Raw genomic sequence first — 25,295 nt, forward strand, 5'->3', positions numbered from 1 at the left:
GGCGTTCAGCGGTGGAACCGGTGCGACCGGAGGACCCGGCGGACCGGTGGGACCCCGGCGGACCGGTGGACCGGCGGGGTGGCGGCCCCGCCGGTCGGCTTGGGGATCGTACGGGGCCCACGTGGGGAGTTCGTGCGGGTTCCGGGTCGGTCCGGGGCCGGGGTTGTGCAACCTCCGGAGTTACCTGTAAGTAGCCTCGGGAGTCACGTGTCAGCGGCCCCGCGCGTCGGCCCAGGGGCGGGTCAGGCGCGTTCCAGGACAGCGGTCACGCCCTGTCCGCCCGCCGCGCAGACCGAGATCAGCCCCCGGCCCGGCGCCTCCCGTTCGGCGAGCAGTTTCGCCAGGGTGGCCACGATCCGGGCGCCGGTCGCCGCGAAGGGGTGGCCGGTGGCGAGCGAGGAGCCGGCCACGTTCAGGCGGGCCCGGTCCACGGGGGCCAGGCCGCGCTTCTCCCAGGCCGCCAGTGTGGCCAGCACCTGGGAGGCGAACGCCTCGTGGATCTCGATCAGGTCGAAGTCCTCGATGCCGTACCCGGTCCGCTCCAGCAGCCGCGGCACCGCGTACGCCGGGGCCATCAGCAGCCCGTCCTCGCCGCCCGCGGCATCCCTGCCCGCCGCGGCCCCGGCCACGAAGTCGACGGCCGCCGTCTCGTACGCCGTCAGGTACGCCAGCGGCTCCAGCCCGCGCTCGGCCGCCCACTCCTCGCTCGCCAGCAGCACGGTCGCCGCGCCGTCCGTCAGGGGCGTGGAGTTGCCCGCCGTCATGGTCGGCGCGGGCCCGTCCGTGCCGAACACCGGCTTCAGCGCGGCCAGTTTCTCCGGCGTCGAGTCCGGCCGCAGGTTCTGGTCGCGGGACAGCCCCCGGAACGGGACGACCAGGTCGTCGAAGAACCCGCGTTCGTACGCCGCCGCCAGCCGCTGGTGGCTGGTGGCCGCCAGTGCGTCCTGGGCCTCGCGGGTGATGCCCCAGGCCCGGGCGGTGACCGCCGCGTGCTCCCCCATCGACAGTCCGGTGCGCGGCTCGGCGTTGCGCGGGATGTCCGGGACCAGGTGGCCGGGGCGGACGCGGGCCAGGGCCCTCAGCCGGGCGCCCGTCGACTTCGCCCGGCGGGCCTCCAGGAGGATGCGCCGGAGTTGGTCGTTGACGCCGAGCGGCGCGTCGCTCGCGGTGTCCGCGCCGCCCGCGACCGCCGACTCGGTCTGCCCGAGGGCGATCTTGTTGGCGGCGGCGACGACCGCCTGGAGCCCGGTGCCGCACGCCTGCTGGACGTCGTAGGCGGGCGTACGGGGATCGAGCACCGAGCCGAGGACCGTCTCTCGGGCGAGGTTGAAGTCGCGGCTGTGCTTGAGGACCGCCCCGGCGACGAACTCGCCCACCGCGCCGGGCCCCCGCAGCCCGTACCGCTCGGCCAGTCCGTCCAGGGCGGCGGTCAGCATCTCCTGATCGGAGGCGGTGGCGTACGGCCCGTCCGAGCGGGCGAACGGGATGCGCGTACCGCCGACGACCGCGACCCGGCGGGCCCTCGGGGGCTCAAGGGGACTCATCTCGACCCTGCTCCTCATCCACGCGGCGACGACCACTTACCTCCGGTAACCTTACTCCACGGTAAGCAGACCGGACGCTGGGAGTCACGCATGGCCGACCGCTATCTGAGCTTCACCGGCACCGCGCCGGGCCGTTTCCTGACCCGCCGGCTCGGCCTGCCGCAGCCCGCGCCGCTGCGCCGCTGGTCGCCGGAGCGCCCGGCCCTGGAGGGCGAGGTCCTGCTGCTGACGGCGGGCGCGTCCGAACTGGACGACCTGTCCTTCCTGCGGACCGGCGCCTCCGACCGCCCCGCCGCCGTCGTCCTGGACGCCACCGGAGTCCGGGACGTGGCGGGGCTCGCCGGGGTGCACGCGGCCCTGCACCCGGTCGTGCGGTCGGTCACGGCGGGCGGGCGCGTCCTCGTGCTCGGCTCCCCGGCCGCCGCCGGCGACCACCACCAGGCCGCCGCCCAGCAGGCGCTGGAGGGCTTCACCCGCTCGCTCGGCAAGGAGATCGGCCGGGGCAGGACCGTCAACCTGGTCCGCCTCACGGACGCCCGCGCCGCCGAGTCCACGCTCCGCTTCCTGCTCTCCCCCAAGTCGGCCTACGTCAGCGGCCAGGTCATCACCGTCGGCCCCGGCGACGACGGGCCCGCCGCCCCGGCCGACCCCGCCCGCCCGCTCGCCGGACGCACCGCCCTGGTCACCGGCGGCGCGCGCGGCATCGGCGAGGCGGTCGCCGAGACCCTCGCCCGGGACGGCGCCCACGTCGTCGTACTGGACGTCCCCGCGGCCGAGGCCGACGCCCGGCGCGTCGCCGAACGGCTCGGCGGCACCGCCCTCGCCCTCGACATCACCGCCGCCGACGCGGGCGGGCGGATCGCGGCGGCGGTCCCCGACGGGCTGGACGTCCTCGTCCACAACGCGGGCATCACCCGCGACCGCCGGCTGGTCAACATGCCCGCCGACCGCTGGAGTTCCGTCCTCGACGTCAACCTCGCGAGCGTGCTGCGCACCACGGACGCGCTGCTGTCCGCCGGGGCGGTGCGCACCGGCGGCCGGATCGTGGCGACGGCGTCCATCGCGGGGCTCGCCGGGAACGCCGGCCAGACCAACTACGCGGCGAGCAAGGCCGGGATCGTCGGCCTGGTCCGCGCGCTGGCCCCCCGCGCGCGGGCCGAGCACGGGGTGACGGTGAACGCGGTCGCGCCGGGCTTCATCGAGACGAAGATGACGGCGGCGGTCCCCCTGTTCATCCGCGAGGCGGGCCGCCGGATGAACTCCCTCGCCCAGGGCGGCCTGCCCGTCGACGTCGCCGAGACCACCGCCTGGCTGGCGCACCCGGCCTCGGGTGCGGTCAACGGCCAGGTCGTCCGGGTCTGCGGCCAGAGCCTGCTGGGGGCCTGAGATGACCAGCACCCTGTCGACCGTCCCCGCCCTGCCCCCGCTGCTGGCCCGGGGCGCCCTGCTCTCCCCCTTCAAACGCCCCCGCCCGGACGCCGGCTTCCCGCCCACCCGGCTGCTGCTGCCCCGGCTGCGCGCCGACCTGACCCGGCTGACGGCGTACGAGCGGGTCTGCGGCTTCCCCACCGGCGAGGAGACCCTGCCGGTCACCTATCCGCACGTCATGGGGTTCCCGCTGGCCATGCGGCTGATGAGCGCCCGGGACTTCCCGCTGCCGCTGCTCGGCCTGGTCCACACGTCGATCGACATCACCCGGCGGGCACCGCTGCGGGCCGACGCGGCGTACGACTTCGCCGTGTCCGTCACCGGGCTGGCACCGCACCGGCGGGGCACCGAGGCGACGGTGGTCACCGAGGTGCGGGCCGGCGCAGGCGTCGTATGGGAGTCGGCCAGCACGTACCTGGCCCGGCACCGGACGGACCCGGCCGCCCCCGCGGCCGCCCGCTCAGCCGCCCGCTCAGCCGCCCGCGAGGAGCCCGAGCCGCTCCCCGTCCGGGCCACCTGGCACCCGGCCGGCGGCACCGGCCGCCGCTACGCCGCCGCGTCCGGCGACCACAACCCGATCCACCTCCACCCGCTCACCGCCCGCCTGTTCGGCTTCCCGCGGGCCATCGCGCACGGCATGTGGACCGTCGCCCGCTGCCTGGCGGAACACGGCACGCCGGACGCGGTCAGGGTGCGGGCGGAGTTCCGGGCACCGGTGCCGCTGCCGGGGACGGTGGTGTACGGGGCGCGGGGCGGGCGGTTCGAACTGCGGGGCCCGCGTGACCGCGTCCACCTGACGGGCAGCGTCTACCCGGCCTGAGCGACCGCCTCCCCCGCGTGTTCGCTCTCGTTCTCGTCGGCGTCGCCGGGCGCGGTCCAGGGCCGGTCCGCCATCAGGCCGCCGAGCCCGGCCCAGGCGAAGTTCATCAGGGTCGCCGCCGCCTGCTTGGCGGTGACGCCCTCGGTGGCACCCGCCCAGTCGGCGAGCGACTCGGCGGCGCCGACCAGTGCCTCGGCGAGCCCCGCGACCTCGCGGCCGGGCAGGCCGGGGTCGCGGCGGGCCTCCCGGGCCGCCGCGGCGATCAGTTCCGTCACGAACGCGACGATCTCCTCGCGCATCGCGGCGACCTCGGCGGCGAACGGGGCGCCGTGCGTGCGGGCCTGAAGGTGCAGCACCGCCCAGCCGTCCGGGTTGCGGGCGGTGTGGTCGAAGAACGCGCGCAGCCCGGACCAGAGCTGCCCGTCGGCGGGCAGCTCGCGGCGCACCCCGGCCCGCACCGCCGCGGTGAGCGCCCGTGCCTCGCGGCGGATGCAGGCGGTGAAGAGGTCTTCCTTGGAGTTGAGGTACAGGTACACCAGCGGCTTGGACACGCCCGCCAGCTCGGCGATCTCGTCCATCGACGCGGCCCGGTACCCGCGCCGCCCGAAGGTGCGCACGGCGGCGTCCAGCATCTGCTGCTCCCGGACGGCCCGCGGCATCCGCTTGCTTCTTCCGGCGCCCGCGCCCACACCCACACCCATACGCATCAGCGTACGGCCCGGGCGGAGCACTCCCGCCCGGGCCGTACGCCCCGCTCTGTCCGTATCCGCTCCGATACGCCGCAGAGCTACGCGGCGGCCGGCACCTGCTCCGGCTCGCGGTCCCGTACGGGCTCCGGCTCGTCGATCGGAGAGCTGTGCGCCTTGTCGTACGCCTCGCGGTCGAGCAGGCCCTCGCGGGCCGAGACGATGACCGGGACCAGCGCCTGGCCGGCCACGTTGGTGGCCGTGCGCATCATGTCCACGATCGGGTCGATGGCGAGCAGCAGACCGACGCCCTCCATGGGCAGGCCCAGCGTGGAGAGGGTCAGGGTCAGCATGACCGTGGCACCGGTCAGACCGGCCGTGGCGGCGGAACCGACCACCGAGACGAAGGCGATCAGCAGGTAGTCACCGATGCCCAGCTGGATGTCGAAGATCTGCGCAACGAAGATCGCGGCGATCGCCGGGTAGACCGCGGCGCAGCCGTCCATCTTCGTCGTCGCGCCGAACGGCACCGCGAAGGACGCGTACTCCTTCGGCACGCCGAGCCGCTCGGTGACCTTCTGCGTCAGCGGCATGGTGCCGACCGACGAGCGGGAGACGAAGGCCAGCTGGATCGCGGGCCAGGCGCCCTTGAAGAACTGCAGCGGGTTGGCCTTGGCGACGCCCGCGAGCAGCGCCGGGTAGACCACGAAGAGGACGAGCGCGCAGCCGACGTAGATGTCGGCGGTGAAGGTCGCGTACTTGCCGATCAGGTCCCAGCCGTAGGTGGCGATCGCGTTGCCGATCAGGCCGACGGTGCCCAGCGGGGCGAGGCGGATGACCCACCACAGGGCCTTCTGGAGGAGTTCGAGGACGGACTCGCTCAGGGTGAGGATCGGCTTGGCCTTGTCGCCGAGCTGGAGGGCGGCGATTCCGGCGACGGCGGCCATGAAGACGATCTGGAGCACGTTCAGCTCGGTGAACGGCGTGATCACGTCGGTCGGCACGATGCCGGTGAGGAAGTCCAGCCAGGAACCCGTGTGGTCGGGGACCGAGCCGTCCTTGGGCGTGAGGCCGGTACCGGCGCCGGGGTTGGTGACCAGGCCGATGACGAGGCCGATGGCCACCGCGATCAGCGACGTGATCATGAACCAGAGGAGGGTGCGGGTCGCCAGGCGCGCCGCGTTGTTGACCTTCCTGAGGTTGGTGATCGAGACCAGGATCGCGAAGAAGACCAGCGGGGCGACGGCCAGCTTCAGCAGGCCGATGAAGATGCTGCCGACCTTCTCCAGGGTCGTGACCAGCCAGGACACGTCCTGGCTGCGGGCGAGCCAGCCGAGCAGCACGCCCAGGACGAGACCGGCGATGATCTGGGCCCAGAAGGGCACCTTGAAGGACTGCGTGCGTGAGGACACGGACATGCTCCGTTGAAGGGGGACGGGACGCGCTGAGCCGACGTCACGGAAGGGGGGAAGCGGGGGACGTCAGGGGCGACAGCTTGCGGACGCGCACCGGCAGAGGTCCACGTGCAGCCGCGCCACGAGCGGGACGCTCACGGGCAGAGGAGACACGGCTGCAGACTTCATGCATCCGACTTTAACACCAATACTTTGAGAGGCCCATAGCCTGACTTTGAGAGGTTTCCGGCCACGTTCTCCCGCACAACGCAAAGCGCCCCGGCGATCACCGGGGCGCTGGCGCGCTGCGCGCGTGTTGCTCTGCCGCTACGAGGTCTGTCCCTGCGCCCGGGACGCGTCGTCGACGCCGTCCTCCTGGCTGCGGTTGGCCTCCAGGTTGGCCTTCATGCGGTCCACCTTGTTCACCACCTGGACGGAGGCCCGGTCGCGCTCGCCGCGCAGCGCGACGAAGCTGATCGGGGCCGAGATCACCAGGGAGAGCAGCACGATCCACATGCCGTTGGAGTCCCCGAGGCCGCTCGGGAAGACCCCCGCGTAGACGAGGCCCCAGACGACCACGAGGCAGCCCACGAAGATCCCGAGGCGCATCAGCGTGTAGCGGAGCATCTCAATCCACACTTCCGTTTCCGGCACAAAGAGGCACCGTCCAGTGAAGCACGCCGGGGCGCCCGCGCGTCAGCGGGGGTACGGGAGGCGGTACGGGGGTCAGCTCAGCGGCAGCAGCATGATCACGTCGTCGCGGTCGTCGCCGGGGGAGACGCGGATCGCGCCGGGGACGCGGCCGACCTCCTTGTAGCCGCAGGAGGCGTAGAACCGCTCCAGGCCGAGGCCGCCCCGGCAGGTCAGGCGTATCGCCTCGATGCCGTCGAGGGAGCGGGCCGCGTCGGCGGCGGCGGCCAGCAGGTCACGGCCGTACCCCTGGCCCTGGTACCGGGGGTGCACCATCACGGTGTAGAGCCACAGCCAGTGGGTCATCAGCCGGTGGGTGTTGCGGGTGAGGAACGCGGTGGCGGCCACCCGCCCCTCCTCGTCGTGCCCGACCAGCAGCCGGGTGCGGCCCTCCGCCATGGCCACCAGGTGCTTGACCAGCTCGGGGCGGACCGTCTCCCGCGTCACCGGCGGCACGAAACCGACGGAGCCGCCCGCGTTGGACACGTCCGTCCACAGGTCGAGGACGCCGTCACGCAGGTCGGTGGTGACGGCCGGGTCGAGAGTGAAAGTAAGAGGCACGGCGCAATGGTAACTATTACCAGGCGGCTCTTGCCCCAGCGCGTGCGCCGCCACCGTCAGATCCGCGACCAGCCCCTGGCAGGCGGCCTCCCGGTCGTCCGCGCGCAGCACCGCCGAGGGGTGCACGGTCGGCACCAGCCGCTCCGGGCGCCCGTGGATCTCCTCCTCCAGCACCGTGCCGCGCGCCTGGGTGACCCGGAACGAGGAGCCCAGCAGCGCCTTGCCGGCGGTCGCGCCGAGCACCACGATCAGCTCGGGTTCGACCAGCGCCGGCCCGGCGGCGAGCCAGGGGCCGCAGGCGGCCGCCTCGCGCAGGGTGGGCGCCTTGTGGATACGGCGCTTGCGGGGCTCAGCCCGCGTGAACTTGAAGTGCTTGACGGCGTTGGTGACGTACGCGTCCGCCGGGTCCAGCCCGGCGTCGTCCAGCGCCCGGTCGAGCAGCCGGCCGGCGGGGCCGACGAAGGGTTCGCCCTGCCGGTCCTCCTGGTCCCCGGGCTGCTCCCCGACGCGCATCACGCGCGCGTGGGCGTCGCCCCGGCCGAACACGGTCCGGGTGGCGTCCCTGTGCAGCGGGCAGCCCCGGCAGCCGGCGGCGGCCTCGCGCAGGGCGGTCAGGCCGCCGTGGTCCGGTACGAAGGGCTGCGCCGTGCAGTCGTCCTCGGGGGGCATGGGGGCCGGGTACCCGCCGCAGCCGCCTGTCGACACAGCCCCGCGCCCGCACCCGGCGGCGGGAGATCACACCCGCATCGGCTGCGGCGCGTCCCGGCGCGCCGGGTCGGGGCCGTCGAACTCCCGGATGATCTCGTACCGCGTGTTGCGCTCCACCGGCCGGAACCCGGCGTCCCGGATCAGGTCGAGCAGGTCGTCGCGGGTCAGCTTGTTCGGCGTGCCGTAGTTGTCCGCGTCGTGGGTGATCTTGTACTCGACCACCGACCCGTCCATGTCGTCGGCCCCGTGCTGGAGCGCGAGCTGCGCGGTCTGCACGCCGTGCATCACCCAGAAGACCTTCACGTGCGGCACGTTGTCGAACAGCAGCCGGGAGACGGCGAAGGTCTTCAGCGCCTCGGCCCCCGTCGCCATCTGCGTCCGCGCCTGGAGCCGGTTGCGTACCTTCCCGTCCTTCATGTCCACGAAGTCGTGCTGGTAGCGCAGCGGGATGAAGACCTGGAAGCCGCCCGTCTCGTCCTGGAGCTCGCGCAGCCGCAGCACGTGGTCCACGCGGTGGCGCGGTTCCTCGATGTGGCCGTAGAGCATGGTGCACGGGGTCTTCAGCCCCTTCTCGTGCGCCAGCCGGTGGATGCGGGACCAGTCCTCCCAGTGGGTGCGGTGGTCCACGATGTGCTGCCGGACCTCCCAGTCGAAGATCTCGGCGCCGCCGCCGGTCAGGGACTCCAGACCCGCGTCGATCAGCTCGTCCAGGATGTCGGAGGCCGACATCCCGGAGATGGTCTCGAAGTGGTGGATCTCGGTGGCGGTGAACGCCTTCAGCGACACGTCCGGCAGCGCGGCCTTCAGCTCGCGCAGCGAGCGCGGGTAGTACCGCCACGGCAGGTTCGGGTGCAGCCCGTTGACGATGTGCAGCTCGGTGAGGTTCTCGCTCTCCATCTCCTTGGCGAGCTTCACCGCCTCCTCGATGCGCATCGTGTACGCGTCCTTCTCCCCCGGCTTGCGCTGGAAGGAGCAGTAGGCGCAGGACGCCGTGCACACGTTGGTCATGTTGAGGTGGCGGTTGACGTTGAAGTGGACGACGTCGCCGTTCTTCCGCGTCCGCACCTCGTGCGCGAGGCCGCCGAGCCAGGCCAGATCGTCCGACTCGTACAGCGCGATGCCGTCCTCGCGGGTCAGCCGCTCACCGGAGCGGACCTTCTCCTCCAGCTCGCGCTTGAGCCCGACGTCCATACCCACACCTTTCTCCGACAACTCGACCAACCGTACGCCTGTCTAGACCTCGTCCGGCAGCTCGCCCACCCGGTTCTCCCACTTGGTGGAGAGCACGACGGTGGTACGGGTCCGGGAGACGCCCTTGGTCCCCGACAGCCGGCGGATGATCCGCTCCAGACCGTCCACGTCGGTCGCGCGCACCTTGAGCATGTAGGAGTCGTCGCCGGCGATGAACCAGCAGTCCTCGATCTCCCGCAGCTCCTTCAGCCGCTGGGCCACGTCCTCGTGGTCGGCGGCGTCGGAGAGGGAGATGCCGATCAGGGCGACGGCGCCCAGGCCCAGCGAGGCGGCGTCCACCGTGGCCCGGTAGCCGGTGATGACGCCGGCCGCCTCCAGGCGGTTGATGCGGTCGGTGACGCTGGGTCCCGACAGACCGACGAGGCGCCCCAGCTCGGCGTAGGAGGCCCGGCCGTTCTCCCGCAGGGCCTGGATGAGCTGCCTGTCCACCGCGTCCATGGATCGAAGCCTTCCGATATGTGGATCTCGAAGAGTTCTGAGTTGTGTATGTGGGGGGGAGGAGGATGAGGGTGGGGCCTCAGAGGGGCGTACTGGAACCAGAACCGGAGCCGGAACCCGAACCGGACCCGCCGCCGAGTTCGCCCGCCCAGCGGCGGTAGAGCCGGTGCGGTACGCCCGCCGCGTCGAGGACCCGGCCGGCGACGAAGTCCACCAGGTCCTGGATGTGGGTGGCGCCCGCGTAGAAGGCCGGCGAGGCGGGCACCACGGCGGCGCCGGCGTCGTCCAGGGCCACCAGGTGCCGCAGGGTCTGCCCGTTCAGCGGGGTCTCCCGGACGGCCACGACCAGCGTGCGCCCCTCCTTCAGGGTGACGCTCGCCGCCCGCTGCAACAGGTCCTTCGACAGGCCGAGCGCGACCCCGGCGACGCACGCCGTCGACGCGGGCACGATGAGCATGCCCTTGGCCGGGTACGAGCCGGAGGACGGCCCGGCGGCCAGGTCCCCCGCGTTCCAGTACCGCACCGCGTCGAGGTCGACGGTGAAGGTGCCGGGCTTGCCGTCGGCGCCGCGCGCGAGCCATTCCCGCAGGTCGTCACGCCAGTGGGCGTCCCGGAAGGAGATGCCGGTCTCGTCGAGCAGGGTGAGCCGCGAGGCCCGGCTGACCACCAGGTCGACGCTCTCGCCCGCGGCGAGCAGAGCGCGCAGCACGGAGGCGGCATACGGAGTGCCGGAGGCACCTGACACCCCTACGATCCAAGGCGTACGCGCCGTCTCTCCTGGCTTGACTGGGTTCACGGTACCGAGCCTATCGGCAGCCGTGGGGCGGGAACCGGCCAAGGGGGTCGGGGCGTTGTCGGGAGGGGACGGGTGAGTGGGCGGGGGACGACATGAGAGGTACGGCCCCGGCGGCGCGGACGCCGGAACGGTCGCGCGGCGACCGCGCGAAGGCCGCGGCCACGCTGATGGCGGCCTGGGTCGCGCTGCTGTGGCTGCTGGAGCTGGCCGACGCGGCGAGCGGTCACGCCCTGGACCGCTTCGGCATCGTCCCGCGCACCCCGTCGGAGCTGGCCGACGTCGTCCCGGCGTCCTTCGTCCACTTCGGTTTCGCCCACGTCGCCGCCAACAGCGTGCCGCTGCTGGTCCTCGGCTTCCTCGCCGCGCTGGGCGGGATACGCCGGTTCCTCGCGGTCTGCGCGGCCGTCGTGGTGGCGGACGGGCTGGGCGTCTGGCTGATCTCCCCGTCGGACACCAGCACGGCCGGCGCCTCCGGCCTGATCTTCGGCCTCTTCGGCTTCCTGCTGGTCAGCGGCTTCGTCGAACGCCGCCCGCTGGGCGTCCTGGCCGGGCTCCTGGTGGCCGCGGTCTGGGGCGGCTCCATACTCGCGGGCCTCGCCCCGACCCAGTCCGGCATCAGCTGGCAGGGCCACCTGATCGGCCTGGCGGCGGGCGTGGCGGCGGCGTTCGCCTTCCGGCGCCGGGGGCGGCCCCGGACACCGGCGGCCACGGCCTGACGGGGTGTCTCTGCCGTCAGGGAGTCAGCCCCCGCACCAGCAGATCCAGCAGCGCGCACACGAACAGGGCGATGCCGATGAAGCCGTTGACGCTGAAGAAGGCGCGGTTGAGGCGGGAGAGGTCGTTCGGGCGCACGATGGTGTGCTCGTAGACGAACGCGCCCGCGACGATCAGCAGGCCGAGCCAGAAGAACGCTCCGGCGTCGGTGGCGAGGGCGTACCAGACGAAGAGGGCCGTCGTCACGGTGTGGCAGCCCCGCGCGCCCCAGATCGCGGCCGGGACGCCGAACCGGGCCGGGACCGAGCGGACGCCGACCTCGCGGTCGGTCTCGACGTCCTGGCAGGCGTAGATCAGGTCGAAGCCGCCGATCCAGATGCCGACCGCGAGGCCGAGTATCACCGCGTCCCAGGACCACTCACCCGTGATCGCCAGCCAGCCGCCGATCGGCCCCATCGCCTGGGCGAGACCCAGGATGGCCTGCGGGAAGTTCGTGAACCGCTTGCCGTACGGGTAGACCACCATCGGGATCACCGCGACCGGCGCGAGGGCGAGGCAGAGCGGGTTGAGCAGGGCCGCCGAGCCCAGGAAGATCACGACGGCGACGATCGCGCCGGTCCAGGCGTGCTTGACCGACATCGCGCCGGTGACCAGTTCGCGGTGGGCGGTGCGCGGGTTGCGGGCGTCGATCTCGCGGTCGATGATCCGGTTGACGGCCATCGCGAAGGTGCGCAGGCCCACCATGCAGATGGTCACCAGCAGCAGCCGGCCCCAGTGGATGTTCCCGTCCCACGTGTACATCGCGGTCAGCGAGGCGATGTAGGCGAAGGGCAGCGCGAAGACCGAGTGCTCGATCATCACCAGGCGCAGGAACGCCTTGGTACGCCCCGGCTGCTGCGGCAGCGCGGCGGAAGCCGACGTCACAGTCCGTACTCCTTCCAGCGGCGGTCGACCTTCGCCGCCGTCTCCGGGTCGGACAGCACCATGTCCGGCCAGCCCCCGTCCCGGGTGTACCCCTCCTCGGGAAGCTTCTTCGTCGCGTCGATGCCCGCCTTGCCGCCCCAGAACTGCTGGTAGGAGGCATGGTCGAGATGGTCGACCGGGCCTTCCGCGACGGTCAGGTCACGTGCGTAGTCCGTGTTGCCGAGCGCCCGCCAGGCGACCTCGTGCAGGTCGTGCACGTCGCAGTCGGAGTCGACGACCACGATCAGCTTGGTCAGCGACATCATGTGCGCGCCCCAGATGGCGTGCATCACCTTCTGGGCGTGTTTGGGGTACTTCTTGTCGATGGACACGATCGCACAGTTGTGGAAGCCGCCCGCCTCCGGGAGGTGGTAGTCCACGATGTCCGGCACGATGATCTTGAGGAGCGGGAGGAAGAAGCGTTCCGTCGCCCGTCCCAGCGGGCCGTCCTCGGTCGGGGGGCGGCCGACGACGATCGACTGGAGCAGCGGGCGCTTGCGCATCGTCACGCAGTCGATGGTCAGGGCGGGGAAGGGTTCCTGCGGGGTGTAGAAGCCGGTGTGGTCGCCGAAGGGGCCCTCGGGGAGCATCTCGCCGGGCTCCAGCCAGCCTTCCAGTACGACTTCGGCGCCCGCCGGAACCTGGAGCGGGACCGTCTTGCAGTCGACCATCTCGATCCGCTTGCCCTGCACGAACCCGGCGAACAGGTACTCGTCGATGTCCCCGGGGAGCGGGGCGGTCGAGGCGTACGTCACGGCCGGCGGGCAGCCGAAGGCGATGGCCACCGGCAGCCGCTCGCCCCGCCTCGCCGCCACCTGGTAGTGGTTCCGGCTGTCCTTGTGGATCTGCCAGTGCATGCCGATGGTGCGCTTGTCGTGGCGCTGGAGGCGGTAGAGGCCGAGGTTGCGGACGCCGGTCTCGGGGTCCTTGGTGTGGGTGAGCCCCAGGTTGAAGAAGGAGCCGCCGTCCTTGGGCCAGGTGAACAGCGCGGGCAGCCGGTCGAGGTCCACGTCGTCGCCGGTGAGCACGGTCTCCTGCACCGGCGCGTCCTTGACCTTCTTCGGCGGTACGTGGGTCATCGCGCCGAGCTTGCCGAACGCCTCGCGCACCCCGACGAACCCGTGCGGCAGCTCGGGCTTCAGCAGCCCGCCGATCTTGTCGGAGATGTCCTCGTACGACTTCAGACCGAGCGCCTTCAGCAGGCGGCGGTCGGTGCCGAAGACGTTCATCGCCAACGGCATGTCGGAGCCCTTGACGTTCTCGAAGAGGAGGGCGGGGCCGCCGGCCTTGTTCACCCGGTCGACGATCTCCCCGACCTCCAGGTACGGGTCGACCTCGGCCTTGACACGCTTGAGGTCGCCCTCGCGTTCCAGTGCCCGGAGCAGGGAGCGAAGATCGTCGTAAGCCATGCCGTCCAGTATCCCCGAGCGGCTACGCTGAACCCGTACCGCCCACCGCTTTCGCTGGAGAGGCCCCATGCTGCGGGTGCTGATGTTCCTCGTGCCACTGGCGTTGAGCGTCTACGCGTTCATCGACTGCATCAGCACGAGGGACGAGGACGTCCGGCACATGCCGAAGCCCCTGTGGGCGATCCTTGTGCTCCTCTTCCCGCTGGCCGGCTCGATCTCGTGGATCATCGCGGGCAAGAAGCGGCAGCCGGCCGGCGGACCGGGACGGTTCCAGGGCGGCGGCGGGGGCCGGGGCCAGTGGGTCGCCCCCGACGACAACCCGGACTTCCTCAAGTCCCTCGGCGAGGACAAGGACAAGGGCAAGGACAAAGGCAGGGACGGGGACCGGGACCGGGACAGAGACAGGGACCGGGACCGGGACGAGGACCCCAAGGGGGACTGACCGCTCCGGTCACATGAGGGCCGTGACGCGGGCGGGCGCGAGAGCCCGGTCGAAGACCCGTACGTCTCTGACGGTGCCCGGGAAGAAGTCCGTGGGCTTCCCGTCGTACCAGGCCCGGCCGATCACGAACGCGCCGTCCGACGGGGTCGGCGCGGTGTCCTCGACGACCGCTTCCTCCACCCCGTCGACATACAGCCGCAGCCTGCGGTTCGTGCCGTCGCAGACGCCGGTCAGATGGGTCCAGACGCCCCCGGTGGGCGCGGTGCGGCCGACGGCCCGCAGGCCGGGGCGGGAGAAGGCCCATCTCTGGTCCGTGCCGGAGTACTGGAGGTAGAAGCCGCTGGCGCTGTCGGCGTCCTGGCTGACGGCGGTGGCGAAGGTGCCGGGCACGGCGGTGAGGCGGACCCAGGCCGCGACCGTGAAACTACGGCCCGTCCCGGTCTCCAGCACCGGCCCGTCGGTGACGATCTGTCCGGTGCTCCCGTCGAACGTCGCGCCGCCGCCGTCGCCGGTCTGCCAGGTGACGCCGGTCGTGGTGCCGTCGTGGCCGCCCTGGGTGTCGTGGGCGACGGTCCCCGAGGTCTCGTCGAGGAGCCAGTGCCCGACGGGCCGTACGCCGCTCCCGGCGGAGGCGGATGCGGAGGCGGAGGGACTGGGCGTCGGTGAGGCGGTGGCGCCGCCGTGGGCCGGCGTGGCCGACCGGTTGAGCCAGAACCCGGTGCCGACACCGATCGCGGCGAGCGCTCCGGCGCCGGAGAACAGCAGGGCCCGTCTGCTGCGGCTCGCGGGCGGGGACGGGGGCGGTGGGGGCGGCGCGGCCTGGACACGGGTCGCGGCGGGCGCCGGGGCGACGAGGGTGGGCTGGTGATCGGCGTGCCGGACCTGCGGCATCGGCCCGGCCGTGGCCGGCCGCGCGGGTCCGGTCTCCCAGGCGCCCGCCTCCGCCGCCGGCGCCCACTGGCCGCCGTACGACAGGACCGTCGCCCCCTCTCCGCCCTGCGGGCCGATCCGGGTGAGGATCACGCGCGGGGTCGGGCGGGCGGCCGGGTCCTTGGCGAGGCAGTCGGCGACGAGGGCGCGCAGGGCCGGGTCGGCTACGGCGCCGACGTCGGGGGCGTTGTGCACGACGCGGTAGAGGAGAGCGGGGGTCGGTCCGCCGCCGAAGGGGTTCTGGCCGGTCGCCGCGAAGGCCAGCACCGCGCCGAGGCAGAAGACGTCGCTGGCGGGGGTCACCTCGTCGCCGTTGATCTGCTCGGGGGACATGAACCCCGGGGAGCCGGCCAGGTGCCCGGTCGTGGTGATGGACTCGGCCTCGACGCTGCGGACGATGCCGAAGTCGATGACGCGGGGGCCGTCCTCGGCGAGGAGCACGTTGGAGGGCTTGAGGTCGCGGTGGACGAGCTGGGCGCCGTGGATCGACATCAGCGCCTCGGCCAGCCCGGCGGCGAGCGCGGTCACCGCCCTGCTGTCGAACGGCCCCCGCTCGGCGACCGCCTGCTCCAGCGACGGCCCGGCGATGTAACTGGTCACCAGGTACGGCAGGGGCGCGTCCGGATCGGCGTCGATGACCGGCGCGGTGAACGCGCCGCTGACCATCCGGGCCGCCTGTACCTCACGCCGGAACCGGTCCCGGAACTCCGGCCGCCGCACCAGCCCCTCGTGCACCACCTTGACCGCGACGAGCCGCCCGCCCGGCGACCGGCCGAGGTACACCCGGCCCATACCGCCCGCACCCAGCCGCCCCAGCAGCCGGTACTCCCCGACAGAGCGCGGATCGTCCGGCTCCAGCGCTGACACACGTGCCTCCCGGCGTACGACCGACCTCTGAGCGGGAGGCCCAGCATAGAGGTCGGTCGAACATCCGACTGACCTACTCGCCTTCGAAGATCGCTTCGGCTGTGGGGGCGGTGACGGCGCGGGTGAGCCAGCGGTTGAGAGTCTTGAGGTCTTCGCAACCGGTGACGCGCCCACGGACGTCGTCCGAGACTTCGAGCCCGCGCTGCTCCAGGACGAGCAGGACGGCAGTGGCGCCCTGTTGGGCACGGCCTTCGTCCCGGATCTCTTCCGAGATGTAGGACTTGTAGAAGGAGAGGTCCACGGCCACCAGATTCCTCCAGAGGTGCTTGGCCGGGCGGTTGCCCAGGCCCTGGGCGGTGAATTCGACGATCGGATCCAGGATGTCTTCGGGCACGTCACGCAACGCTGTGGACAGGGCTTTCAGTATCGCATTGACGGCTGTGTCGGCGGCGTGTGTGATGGCCGCCAGGCTGGCCAGGGCCAGGTCGGCACGGGCCTCTTCCGGATCGGTGATCAAGGGCATGTTGTGCGGGCCGACAACCACGGGCTGCAACGTGAGAGTGGGCAGTTGCAGCGGCCCGCTGCTCACCGCCCGCTGAGCCCATTTCGCCGTGGCGTGGTCCTGGCACACGACCAGCAGAGCCGTCGGCACCCGGTACTTCGTCCACAGGTACGAGACGTAGTACGCCCAGCTCGCGGGCTTGTCCGGGTCCCTTTTACCCTGTGCCTCCACGGCCAGGAGGAAGGGGCCCTGCTCGGCCGTCTCGAAGCGCAGCAGCGTGTCGACGCGGCGTTCGACGGGGCTGGTCTCGGTGAGGTCGGTCGGCAGGGCCGTCGCGCTGACGGGCGTGGGGATCTCCACGCCCAGGTACCGCGAGACCCGGCTGAACAGCCCCGGGTCGTGCTGGAAGATGCGGTGCATCGCCTCGTGAGGCGGGCTGACCATGAGGTTCCTTTACGGGTTCAGTGCTGGGCTGTCGTTCGGCAGTCGCGGCAGCGAGTGCCGGGTTCTGCGGCTCGGATGCTGCGGTCGCAGCCGTCGCAATTGCGCAGGGGGTGGACGACCGGCGGTGGTGCGGCCAGGGCGCGGAACGGTGGTGGAGGTGGCAGCAGCGCCGTCAGGCGGTGGGCCAGGAGGGCGGCCGGGCGGCGTACGCCCTCGGGTGGGAGGCCGTCGGTCAGGGCGTGGCGTACGGCGGTGGGGGTGACGTCCCGTTCCAGCCAGGCGGCGACGGCGGGGGCCAGGTGGGCCGTGTCGCAGGGGGACAGCAGGAGGCGGGAGTCGTGGTGGCGCAGGCCCGCGAGGAGGTCGGTGGCCTGCTGGAGCAGTGCCGGGGCCTTGCGGCTCGGCTGCGGTACGGCGGGCAGGGCGCGCTTCTTCGGCGTCCGGGGCGCGTGTCGTCGTTCCGGGACCGGAGACGGGGCCGGGCGGCGGTGCCGGCGGGCGGCGGCTGCGGCGGGGTGGTTGCAGGAGACGGTCCGGGTGACGATCCGGCCCGTCGGGGTGCGTTCGCGCTCGCGACGCAGGTAGCCGTGGGCCTCCAGTTCGCGCAGGGCGGCGGCGATCCGGGTCGCGCCCTCCTTGAAGCGGGCGGTGAGGCTCTTGATGTCGACGTTCCGCCCCGTGGGCAGCGACTGGATGTGCAGGCCCAGGCCGATCGCCAGCAGCGACAACTCCGGGTGCTGGGCGAGGTGGTTGCCGACCACCGTGAAGTTGGCGGTGTGGCGGACATTGTCGTGGATTACGCCCCCGGTGTGCGGCGGCGCGATAAGGTCGGTGGTACCCATCAGGAAGCGCTCACTTCCTCGGTGGTCAGGCCCTCGCAGTGGGATCGCTAGTCCCGGCGGGGGCCGACGCATGCCTGCGGTCTTGTCGCCCTGAGCGTGCGGGAGTTGAGGGCCGGAAATCCAGCCAGACCGCCGACATTCACCCACCCGAGTGAGACCGCCTCACGGGCGGGAGGGGTGGGGCTTGGTGGGGTTCTTTTTCCCCGAAGTACTTGGATGGGTAATCGTCCGCAGCACCGCAACGCGGAAATCCGCGTCCCGGTACGTCAGCGCAGCGACGCGGTGAACGCCGCCCAGGCGGAACGGTTCAGCAGGAGGACGGGGCCGTCCGGGTCCTTGCTGTCACGGACGGGAACGGCGCCGGGGAAATCGGGGGCGATTTCGACGCAGTTTCCGCCGTTCTCTCCGCTGTAGCTGCTCTTGATCCAGGTCATCGCGCTGACTTCGTGGCTGCCCATGATGCCCGTACCCTTCCAACGCGTCGCCGATGAGAGCGGAGGACTCGCGGACCGACATGGCGTCCGCTCTGAGCACATCATAGGTGTGGGCGTGCTGCGCATATACGGCTGGATCATTGGTGAAGTGGCCCCGGTCCAACGACTCGGAGTACACCCACCGCTCTCCGCCGGGGAGTTCGATCAGCGACATGGAGACGTTGGGGCGCAGCAGTTCCGGGTAGCTCGCCGGTGCGACCTGGACGCGGATGTTGGGGCGGCGTCCCACTTCCAGCAGGGCCGCGCACTGTTCCCGCATGACCTCCGCGTCACCCACGACGTTGCGCAGGCAACTCTCGTCCAGGACCGCGATGTACGAAGGTCCGCCCTCGGACAGGAAGCGCTGCTGTCGACTCAGCCGAGCCCGGACACGCTCCGTCAGGTCCTCGCCGCTCGCGACACGCGCGAACAGCGCCGTCGCGTACCGCTCCGTCTGCAACAGCCCCGGCACCAGCCGCTCCTGATACTCCCGAAGGGAGATGGCCACCGCGTCCATATCGGCCCGGCGTTGAAACCAATCCGGATGCTCCACCTGCGGATACCAGTCGATCCGCCGCCAAAGCCGCAGCAGCACCCCGCCCGTGCCCAGCAACTCGTCGCACGCCTTGGCGAACGTGTCCTGGGGCACCCGCGTCCCCGCTTCCACCCGCGCGACGTGCGACCGGTCGCAGGGGATGCGTCTCGCCAGCTCGGCCTGCGTCAGGCCCGCCGCCTCCCGGAAGTGCCGGAGCACCTCACCGAAGACAGCCGCCGTGGTGGCACCCGAGGCCGCCCCCTCCGCATTACGCCGACTCACCCCAGCCCCTCCCCCCGCCGTGACAGTGGACCAGTGTCACGCGCACAGCATTGCTCCCGATGATTCCCCTGCGCAACGCTCGTTACACGCACGGTGACGAGAGGGAACGGCATGGAAGTAGGAGCGTTGGTCTACGACCCGCAGCGACGGCAGGTCGGCGAGTACCGGGACCGCCTCGGTCCCTACGTGATGCTCCGCCCCGTCGGCGGTGGCCGCGAGTGGCAGGCCGACCCGGCGGCGGTGCGTCCGGCCACGCAGGAGGAGCGGATGCTCGCCGGCGTCCGGGCCGCCAACGGCCGTTCCGGCGTCGGCACGGCGCGGGACCGGGACCGGCCACCGGTCCCGGTCCCCGGCTGCGCCCCCTGCGCCGACCTGGCCGAGCGGCGCGAGCACGCGCGCGGGGTGGGGGACGCCAGCGCGGTCACCGACGCCAATGTGCTCCTCGACCGGCATCAGGGCCGGGAACACGGCACAGTTGACGGCATGGAGAAGGAAACGGCACGTCTGTGGCTCACCACCGCCGTCGAAGAGGCCCGCGCCGGGCTCGCGGAGGGCGGCATTCCCATCGGGGCCGCCCTCTACGGGGCGGACGGCACGCTGCTCGGGCGCGGACACAACCGGCGCGTCCAGGACGGCGACCCGTCCGCGCACGCGGAGACCGCTGCCTTCCGCGCGGCGGGACGGCAGCGGTCGTACCGGGGGACGACGATGGTGACCACGCTGTCCCCGTGCTGGTACTGCTCGGGGCTGGTCCGGCAGTTCGGGATCTCACGGGTGGTGATCGGCGAGGCGGCCACCTTCCAGGGCGGGCACGACTGGCTGGCCGGCCACGGTGTGGAGATCGTGCTGCTGGACGACGCCGGCTGCGAGGCGATGATGCGGGACTTCGTCCAGCTCCGCCCGGACCTGTGGCGCGAGGACGTCGGTCAGACCCCCGCGTAGGAGTGCTTGCCGGAGACGAAGATGTTGACGCCGTAGTAGTTGAACAGCCAGCAGGCGAAGGCCGCCAGGGCCAGGTAGGCGGCCTTGCGGCCCTTCCAGCCGGCGGTGGCGCGGGCGTGCAGGTAGCCGGCGTAGGCGACCCAGGTGATGAAGGACCAGGTCTCCTTGGGGTCCCAGCCCCAGTAGCGGCCCCAGGCGTCGCCCGCCCAGATGGCGCCCGCGATGATCGTGAACGTCCACAGCGGGAAGACCGCGGCGTTGACGCGGTAGCCGAACTTGTCGAGGGAGGCGGCCGAGGGCAGCCGGTCCAGGACGGAGTCGGCGAAGCGGCCGGGGGTGCCGCCGGAGGCGAGCTTGTTCTCGTAGGAGTCCTTGAACAGGTACAGCACCGTCGAGACCGCGCCGACGTAGAAGACCGCGCCGCACAGGATCGCCGTGGAGACGTGGATGTACAGCCAGTACGAGTGCAGGGCGGGGACGAGCTGGTCGCTGGCCGTGTAGAGGACGGTGACGGCGAGGCCGAGGTCGAGCAGGACCGTCGTGATCAGGGGCAGGCCGAGCCAGCGGATGTTCTTCTTCAGGAGCAGCAGCACCACGTACACGCCGACGGCGACCGTCGAGAACGTGATGGAGAACTCGTACATGTTGCCCCACGGCGCCCGCCGCACGGACAGCGCCCGGGTGAGCACGCCGCCGAACTCGATCAGGAAGGCGAGCACGGTGAGGGAGATGGCGATACGGCCGTAGAGGTCGCCCTGCTCCGTGCCGCCGGCCGCGCCGGGGCCGTCCGGCACGTCGCGGGCGCCCGCCGCCGACCGGACGACGACCTTGGGGCGTTCCAGTACGGCGGTGCCGCCGGCCTTCTGCACGGTGACGGCGGGGCCGGCCTTCGCGCCCGCGCTCTCCTGCGCGGTGAGCGCGGCGGCCGTCCGTCCGACCTTGCTGCGGCTGCCGAAGATCCACTCGGCGATGTAGGCGAAGAAGGCCAGGGTGTAGACCGCCATCGACGAGTAGATCAGCGTGTTGCTGATGTTCGCGAGGTTCTCGTTGGTCGCTGCGGCCAGGTGGGTCGCGTCGGCGAGAGTCACTTTGTCTCAGCCCTCTCGGGAGTGGATTCAGCGGTGGGTGCAGGGAACGTGTCGTACAGGACCCCGGCCAGATCGCCGAGTTCCTCGGGAAGCTTCGCGGACTCGCTGCGGCCGAGGCCGGCCATCTCGACGACGGTGACGCCGTCGGGGCCCTCGACGGCCCGCACCCACACCCGGCGGCGCTGGATGAACAGGGAGCCGGCCAGGCCGAAGATGGCGACGAGCGCGCCGCCGAGCGCCCAGCCGCTGCCGGGCTGCGCGGTGACCTGGAAGCCGGCCCACTCCTGGATGCCCTCGAAGGTGACCGAGCCGTTGCCGCCCGGGAGCTGCATGGTCTGGCCGACCTTGAGCTGCTTCTTGTACAGCTCGCCGTCGGAGTCCTTGAACTCCTTCAGGTTCTTGTCGTCGAGCTGGTACACGCTCTGCGGGATGCCCGAGTCCACGCCGAGGTCGCCGTGGTAGGCGGAGAGCGCGAGCATCGGGTTGAGCAGCGCCGGGAAGGTGGAGAGCATCGTCGAGCCCGCGCCGCCGTAGGTCGGCAGGAAGAACGCGTTGAAGCCGAGCTGCTCCTTCTCTCCCTTGGCGTTGCGGTAGCCGTCCATCACCTTGATGGCGCCGGAGGAGGTGACGTTGGCGTCCAGCGGCAGCAGGGCGTACGCCTCGTGGTCGACGACGACGTTGCCGTCGGCGTCCTTGACGGTGACGATCGGGGCGTAGCCGTGGCTGACGAGGTAGACCTTGGAGCCGTCGATCTCCAGCGGCTCGTTGACCTTGACGGTGGTCGACTTCTCCGTGCCGTAGGCGCCCTCGCTGTACGTGATCCTCGCTTCGAAGGTGCGCGGGGTGCCCTTGTTGGGGCCGGAGGTCTCGTAGGTGCCCTTGAAGTCCTTCAGGGTGAAGCTGAACGGGTCCAGGTCGTCCTGCGACCACAGGTTGCCGGACTTGAAGTCGTCGTACTGGGTGAGCGTGTTGGAGAAGCCGTCGCCCTCCAGGACCAGTTTGTTGCCCTCGTACTTGAAGAGCTGACCCCAGGCGAAGGCGATCAGCATCACGATCAGCGCGATGTGGAAGGCGAGGTTGCCGACCTCGCGCAGGTAGCCCTTCTCGGCGGCCACGGCGTCGCCGTCCAGGTGGGCGCGGAAGCGGCGCTGCTTCAGCAGCTTCAGCGCGGCCTCGCGGACCTCCTCGGGCGCGGTGCCGGTGCGCCAGGTGGTGTAGGCGGGCAGCCGGGTCAGGCGGCGGGGGGCGCGGGGCGGCCGGCCGCGGAGCTGACCGACGAACTGCCAGGTGCGCGGGACGATGCAGCCGATGAGGGAGACGAACAGCAGGATGTAGATCGCCGAGAACCACACCGAGCTGTAGACGTGGAAGAGCCCGAGCTTCTCGTAGACGGGCGCGAGGGTCTCGTGGTCCTGGTAGAACTCGTCGACCTTGGTGGCGTCGATGCCGGTCTGCGGGATCAGCGAGCCGGGGATGGCGCCCAGCGACAGCAGCAGGAGCAGCAGCAGCGCCACCCGCATCGAGGTGAGCTGCCGCCAGAACCAGCGGGCCCAGCCGATGACGCCCATGGCGGGCAGGGTCGGCGCCTCCTCCTTGGGGGCGGTGGACAGCTGGGAGCCGGCGGCGCCCAGTTCCTGGTCGTCACCGGCCTTCCGTGAGTCGTCCGTCGTCGTCTTGCTCATCGCGTCAGATCCCTACAGTGAAGCCGTTGGACCAGGTCTGCATCTGCTGCACGATGCTGTCCCACGCGCCGGTCAGCAGCAGCAGTCCGGTGGCGATCATCATGATGCCGCCGATCCGCATCACCCAGACGTAGTGGCGCTTGACCCAGTCGAAGGCGCCCAGCGCCTTGCGGAAGGCGACCGCGGCGAGCACGAAGGGCACGCCGAGGCCGAGGCAGTAGGCCACGGTCAGTATGGCGCCGCGCCCGGCGCTGGCCTGGTCGGAGGAGAGCGCCAGGACCGAGGCGAGGGTGGGGCCGATGCACGGGGTCCAGCCGATGCCGAACAGGGCGCCGAGCAGCGGGGCGCCGACCAGCCCGGCCGCGGGCCGCTTGTGGAAGCGGAACTCGCGCTGGGTGAGCCAGGGCATCAGGCCCATGAAGAAGACACCCAGGACGACCATGAGGACGCCGAGCACCTTGGTCAGGACGGAGCGCTCCTCCTGGAGGGTCTGCCCGAAGAACCCGAACAGCGCGCCGCCGGAGACGAACACCGCCGTGAAGCCCAGCACGAAGAGGGACGCGCCGATCGCCATGCGCCCGCGGCGGGCGTCGGCCAGGTCGGTGCCGGTGACCCCGGTCACGTAGGAGAGGTAGCCGGGGACCAGGGGCAGGACGCAGGGCGAGAAGAAGGAGACGAGGCCGCCGAGGAGCGCGATCGGCAGGGCGAGCAGCAGCGCGCCGCTGCGTACGGTCTCGCCGGGGTCGGCGGCGAGGGTGGACAGGGCGGCGGTCACGTCACTTCCCCGCTCACTTCTCCGCCAGGACCGGCTTGAGCATCTTGCGCAGCTTCTCCTCGCTGAGGGCCTGGAGGGTGCGCGCGGCGATTTTGCCGTCCCGGTCGATGACCAGCGTGGAGGGGATGGCCTGCGGGTTGAGGGTGCCCTTCGCGAAGCGGAGCATCAGCTTGCCGGCCGGGTCGTACAGGCTCGGGTAGCTGATCCCGTACTCCTTCTCGAAGGCCTTGGCGGGGCCGGTGGAGGTGTCGCGGGTGTTGATGCCGACGAACTGGACGCCCTGGTCCTTGACGTCCTGGTAGACCTTCTCGAAGTTCTTGGCCTCGGCGCGGCAGGGCGGGCACCAGGAGCCCCATACGTTGAGGACGACGACCTTGCCCTGGTAGTCGTCGACGTCGAGCTGCTCGCCGTCGACGGTCTCGCCGGAGAGGTCGGGGATGGCGGTGCGGTCGCCCTTGTCCACCGTGGCGACGCCGTCCGCGCCGGTGATGTAGTTGGTGTCGCCGCCACCGCCCGAGGTCCCGCCGGAGCCGCACGCGGACACGAGCAGCGCGCCGGCGACGGCGCCGGCGGCCAGGGCGGCGCGGCGGCGGGCACGGGCGGTGGTGCGGTTCGAACCCAGGGGGTCCCGGGAACCCGAGGGGCCCAGGGGGGAACGGCTGGCGGCACTCATGTGAAAAGTTTCGCATGTCCGTTCCGAGGATCTTGCGCACCCCCCTCGCGACCGCGAACCCGCACCTCAGGCGCTGGTGGGCGCGGCTTTCAGGAAGGTCTTCCAGCCGCCGGCCGGCGCGGTGCCGACCTCCAGCGTGCGCAGCTTGTCGAGCACCTCGGGCCGCTGGGCGTCCAGCCAGTCGGTGAACTGCCGGAAGGAGACCAGCCGGATGTCGCCGCCCTTCTCCTTCTCGCGCGCGATGTGCCGGAGCGCCTCTTCGACGGCGTCCATGTAGATGCCGCCGTTCCACTCCTCGAAGTGGTTGCCGACGAAGAAGGGGGCGCGGTTCGTCTCGTAGGCCCGCCGGAAGCCGGATATGTACGACTGGGCGGCCTGCTCGCGCCAGCCCGGGTAGTGGGCGGGCGGCGCCTTGGTCGAGTTGACGGACTGGTTGGCCAGCAAGTTGTAGTCCATCGACAGGACCTCGAAGGAGTGTCCGGGGAAAGGTATCTGCTGCAACGGCAGGTCCCAGATCCCGTCCCGCTTCACCGGCCACACCTGCCGGCCGCCGGGCGAGGAGGCGTCGTAGCGCCAGCCCAGCTCGCGGGCGGTGGGCAGCAGATTCTCCTGGCCGAGCAGGCAGGGGGTGCGGCCGCCGGCCAGTTCCTTGTCGTAGTCGAAAGGGAGGGCGGGCAGGTCGGTCCAGCCGGTGTTGGTCCGCCACTCGGTCACGAACCTCTTCGCCTGGTCGATCTCGTCGCGCCACTGCGCGGGGGTCCAGTGGGCGACGGAGCCGGAACCGGCGCAGAAGTGCCCGTTGAAGTGGGTGCCGATCTCGTGCCCGTCCAGCCACGCCCGGCGGACGTTCTTCAGCGTCTCCTTGATGTGGGCGTCGGTGAGGTAGCCGATGTCGGAGGCGCCGCGCGGGTTGTTCGGCGGTTCGTACAGGCGCTTCTTCGACTCGGGCAGGAGGTAGAGCCCGGAGAGGAAGAAGGTCATGTGCGCGTCGTGTTCCTCGGCGAGTTCCAGGAAGCGCGGGAAGAGGCCGTTGCCGACCTCGCCGGCGCCGTCCCAGGAGAAGACCACGAACTGCGGCGGCGCCTGGCCCGGCTCCAGCGGCTCGGCCGCGGCGGGCTGGTGGGGCTGCTTGCCGGTGAACTCCGTGGAGCCGTCGCCGAGGGGGCGGACGGTCGCGGTCGGGGCCGGCGCCCGCCGGGTGGGGGAACCGGCCGCCTCCGGCTCCAGGCCGTCCGAGGTGCCGGAGCCGCCGCAGCCCGTGAGTCCGACGGCCGCGGCGGCGCCCGCGCCGAGGCCGAGCGCGCTCCGGCGGCTGAGGGTCCGGCGGGTGGTGGTGGGCATGGTGTCCCCGTTCGTCACGTCCTGTGCTGGTCATCCAGTCAGAGGACGCGACGAACGGGCGGGTTCCGGAAATAC

25 protein-coding genes and 1 pseudogene are annotated in these 25,295 nt (G+C 71.8%); 5 read left to right on the plus strand and 21 right to left on the minus strand.

Translation table 11 applies throughout. The features are described 5' to 3' along the window. Positions 1-242 precede the first annotated feature (242 nt). Positions 243-1,544 (minus strand): acetyl-CoA C-acetyltransferase, encoded by a 1,302-nt coding sequence (locus ACIQR3_RS04045; RefSeq protein WP_403533678.1) that lies wholly within the window; start codon positions 1,542-1,544, stop codon positions 243-245. A 90-nt stretch (positions 1,545-1,634) separates the two neighbouring features. Between ACIQR3_RS04045 and ACIQR3_RS04050 the strand changes: the two genes are divergently transcribed. Continuing rightward, a complete protein-coding gene (locus ACIQR3_RS04050) occupies positions 1,635-2,930 on the plus strand; it encodes a 3-oxoacyl-ACP reductase (RefSeq protein WP_403533680.1) in 1,296 nt (431 codons plus the stop codon). Between the two features lies 1 nt (position 2,931). Further along, entirely contained in the window at positions 2,932-3,792 is an 861-nt protein-coding gene (locus ACIQR3_RS04055) for a MaoC family dehydratase (RefSeq protein ID WP_403533682.1), read from the plus strand. Here the strand turns inward: ACIQR3_RS04055 and ACIQR3_RS04060 are convergent. From ACIQR3_RS04060 to ACIQR3_RS04095, 8 genes and pseudogenes are all read right to left on the minus strand, one after another. Beyond that, entirely contained in the window at positions 3,780-4,493 is a 714-nt protein-coding gene (locus tag ACIQR3_RS04060; RefSeq protein WP_403533685.1) for a TetR/AcrR family transcriptional regulator, read from the minus strand. The two genes, ACIQR3_RS04055 and ACIQR3_RS04060, sit on opposite strands and share 13 nt — an antisense overlap. Positions 4,494-4,579: 86 nt before the next feature. Continuing rightward, positions 4,580-5,896 (minus strand): dicarboxylate/amino acid:cation symporter, encoded by a 1,317-nt coding sequence (locus ACIQR3_RS04065; protein WP_403533686.1) that lies wholly within the window; start codon positions 5,894-5,896, stop codon positions 4,580-4,582. A 303-nt stretch (positions 5,897-6,199) separates the two neighbouring features. Beyond that, positions 6,200-6,499, minus strand: coding sequence for a DUF4229 domain-containing protein (locus tag ACIQR3_RS04070; RefSeq protein ID WP_403533689.1), 300 nt, complete (start codon positions 6,497-6,499; stop codon positions 6,200-6,202). A gap of 99 nt (positions 6,500-6,598) precedes the next feature. Further along, positions 6,599-7,123: a GNAT family N-acetyltransferase gene (locus ACIQR3_RS04075; RefSeq protein WP_403534003.1), complete on the minus strand. Its 525-nt coding sequence runs from the start codon at positions 7,121-7,123 to the stop codon at positions 6,599-6,601. A 36-nt stretch (positions 7,124-7,159) separates the two neighbouring features. Then, positions 7,160-7,792 (minus strand): annotated as a pseudogene (locus ACIQR3_RS04080) (UdgX family uracil-DNA binding protein); the annotation flags it as partial. Positions 7,793-7,858: 66 nt separating this feature from the next. After that, a complete protein-coding gene (gene mqnE / locus ACIQR3_RS04085; RefSeq protein ID WP_403533692.1) occupies positions 7,859-9,022 on the minus strand; it encodes an aminofutalosine synthase MqnE in 1,164 nt (387 codons plus the stop codon). Between the two features lie 42 nt (positions 9,023-9,064). After that, entirely contained in the window at positions 9,065-9,520 is a 456-nt protein-coding gene (locus ACIQR3_RS04090; protein WP_189423099.1) for an Lrp/AsnC family transcriptional regulator, read from the minus strand. Positions 9,521-9,599: 79 nt separating this feature from the next. Beyond that, the gene (locus ACIQR3_RS04095) at positions 9,600-10,316 is read right to left on the minus strand and encodes a UbiX family flavin prenyltransferase (protein ID WP_403533695.1); all 717 of its coding nucleotides are present in this window, start codon (positions 10,314-10,316) and stop codon (positions 9,600-9,602) included. Positions 10,317-10,408: 92 nt separating this feature from the next. Here ACIQR3_RS04095 and ACIQR3_RS04100 point away from each other — a divergent pair, with 92 nt between their 5' ends. Beyond that, positions 10,409-11,032, plus strand: coding sequence for a rhomboid family intramembrane serine protease (locus ACIQR3_RS04100; protein WP_403533698.1), 624 nt, complete (start codon positions 10,409-10,411; stop codon positions 11,030-11,032). 16 nt (positions 11,033-11,048) lie between these two features. Here the strand turns inward: ACIQR3_RS04100 and mqnP are convergent, their stop codons facing one another. Beyond that, positions 11,049-11,954 carry a menaquinone biosynthesis prenyltransferase MqnP gene (gene mqnP / locus ACIQR3_RS04105; protein WP_403533700.1) on the minus strand — a complete coding sequence of 302 codons (906 nt, stop codon included), beginning with the start codon at positions 11,952-11,954 and terminating at the stop codon, positions 11,049-11,051. Continuing rightward, entirely contained in the window at positions 11,951-13,402 is a 1,452-nt protein-coding gene (locus ACIQR3_RS04110; RefSeq protein WP_403533703.1) for a menaquinone biosynthesis decarboxylase, read from the minus strand. The genes mqnP and ACIQR3_RS04110 overlap by 4 nt, the downstream gene beginning before the upstream one ends. Positions 13,403-13,469: 67 nt before the next feature. Here ACIQR3_RS04110 and ACIQR3_RS04115 point away from each other — a divergent pair, with 67 nt between their 5' ends. After that, entirely contained in the window at positions 13,470-13,844 is a 375-nt protein-coding gene (locus tag ACIQR3_RS04115) for a PLD nuclease N-terminal domain-containing protein (protein ID WP_403533706.1), read from the plus strand. Between the two features lie 9 nt (positions 13,845-13,853). Here the strand turns inward: ACIQR3_RS04115 and ACIQR3_RS04120 are convergent, their stop codons facing one another. The 5 genes from ACIQR3_RS04120 to ACIQR3_RS04140 form a co-directional block, all read right to left on the minus strand. Beyond that, complete coding sequence (locus tag ACIQR3_RS04120) at positions 13,854-15,641, minus strand: LamG-like jellyroll fold domain-containing protein (RefSeq protein WP_403533709.1); 1,788 nt, start codon at positions 15,639-15,641, stop codon at positions 13,854-13,856. Positions 15,642-15,714: 73 nt separating this feature from the next. After that, entirely contained in the window at positions 15,715-16,587 is an 873-nt protein-coding gene (locus ACIQR3_RS04125; protein ID WP_403533712.1) for a hypothetical protein, read from the minus strand. Between the two features lie 17 nt (positions 16,588-16,604). Beyond that, entirely contained in the window at positions 16,605-17,429 is an 825-nt protein-coding gene (locus tag ACIQR3_RS04130) for a helix-turn-helix domain-containing protein (RefSeq protein ID WP_403533715.1), read from the minus strand. Between the two features lie 266 nt (positions 17,430-17,695). Then, positions 17,696-17,809: a DUF397 domain-containing protein gene (locus ACIQR3_RS04135; protein WP_403534006.1), complete on the minus strand. Its 114-nt coding sequence runs from the start codon at positions 17,807-17,809 to the stop codon at positions 17,696-17,698. Next, positions 17,772-18,719, minus strand: a complete 948-nt coding sequence (locus tag ACIQR3_RS04140) for a Scr1 family TA system antitoxin-like transcriptional regulator (RefSeq protein ID WP_403533717.1) — start codon at positions 18,717-18,719, stop codon at positions 17,772-17,774. Before ACIQR3_RS04140 ends, ACIQR3_RS04135 begins: the two co-directional genes overlap by 38 nt. Positions 18,720-19,202: 483 nt before the next feature. Between ACIQR3_RS04140 and ACIQR3_RS04145 the strand changes: the two genes are divergently transcribed. Then, positions 19,203-19,661, plus strand: a complete 459-nt coding sequence (locus tag ACIQR3_RS04145; RefSeq protein WP_403534009.1) for a nucleoside deaminase — start codon at positions 19,203-19,205, stop codon at positions 19,659-19,661. On the opposite strand, the gene ccsB is transcribed toward ACIQR3_RS04145, so the two are convergent. From ccsB to ACIQR3_RS04170, 5 genes are all read right to left on the minus strand, one after another. Further along, the gene (ccsB, locus tag ACIQR3_RS04150) at positions 19,646-20,749 is read right to left on the minus strand and encodes a c-type cytochrome biogenesis protein CcsB (RefSeq protein WP_403533719.1); all 1,104 of its coding nucleotides are present in this window, start codon (positions 20,747-20,749) and stop codon (positions 19,646-19,648) included. The genes ACIQR3_RS04145 and ccsB overlap by 16 nt on opposite strands. Then, positions 20,746-22,431, minus strand: coding sequence for a cytochrome c biogenesis protein ResB (locus ACIQR3_RS04155; protein ID WP_403533722.1), 1,686 nt, complete (start codon positions 22,429-22,431; stop codon positions 20,746-20,748). The genes ccsB and ACIQR3_RS04155 overlap by 4 nt, the downstream gene beginning before the upstream one ends. A gap of 4 nt (positions 22,432-22,435) precedes the next feature. Further along, positions 22,436-23,206 carry a cytochrome c biogenesis CcdA family protein gene (locus ACIQR3_RS04160; RefSeq protein WP_403533725.1) on the minus strand — a complete coding sequence of 257 codons (771 nt, stop codon included), beginning with the start codon at positions 23,204-23,206 and terminating at the stop codon, positions 22,436-22,438. A gap of 13 nt (positions 23,207-23,219) precedes the next feature. After that, entirely contained in the window at positions 23,220-23,879 is a 660-nt protein-coding gene (locus ACIQR3_RS04165) for a TlpA family protein disulfide reductase (protein ID WP_403533728.1), read from the minus strand. A gap of 66 nt (positions 23,880-23,945) precedes the next feature. Further along, entirely contained in the window at positions 23,946-25,220 is a 1,275-nt protein-coding gene (locus tag ACIQR3_RS04170; RefSeq protein ID WP_403533731.1) for a hypothetical protein, read from the minus strand. Positions 25,221-25,295 lie beyond the last annotated feature (75 nt).

The organism is Streptomyces sp. NPDC090994 (assembly GCF_044768905.1).
GTDB lineage: Bacteria > Actinomycetota > Actinomycetes > Streptomycetales > Streptomycetaceae > Streptomyces.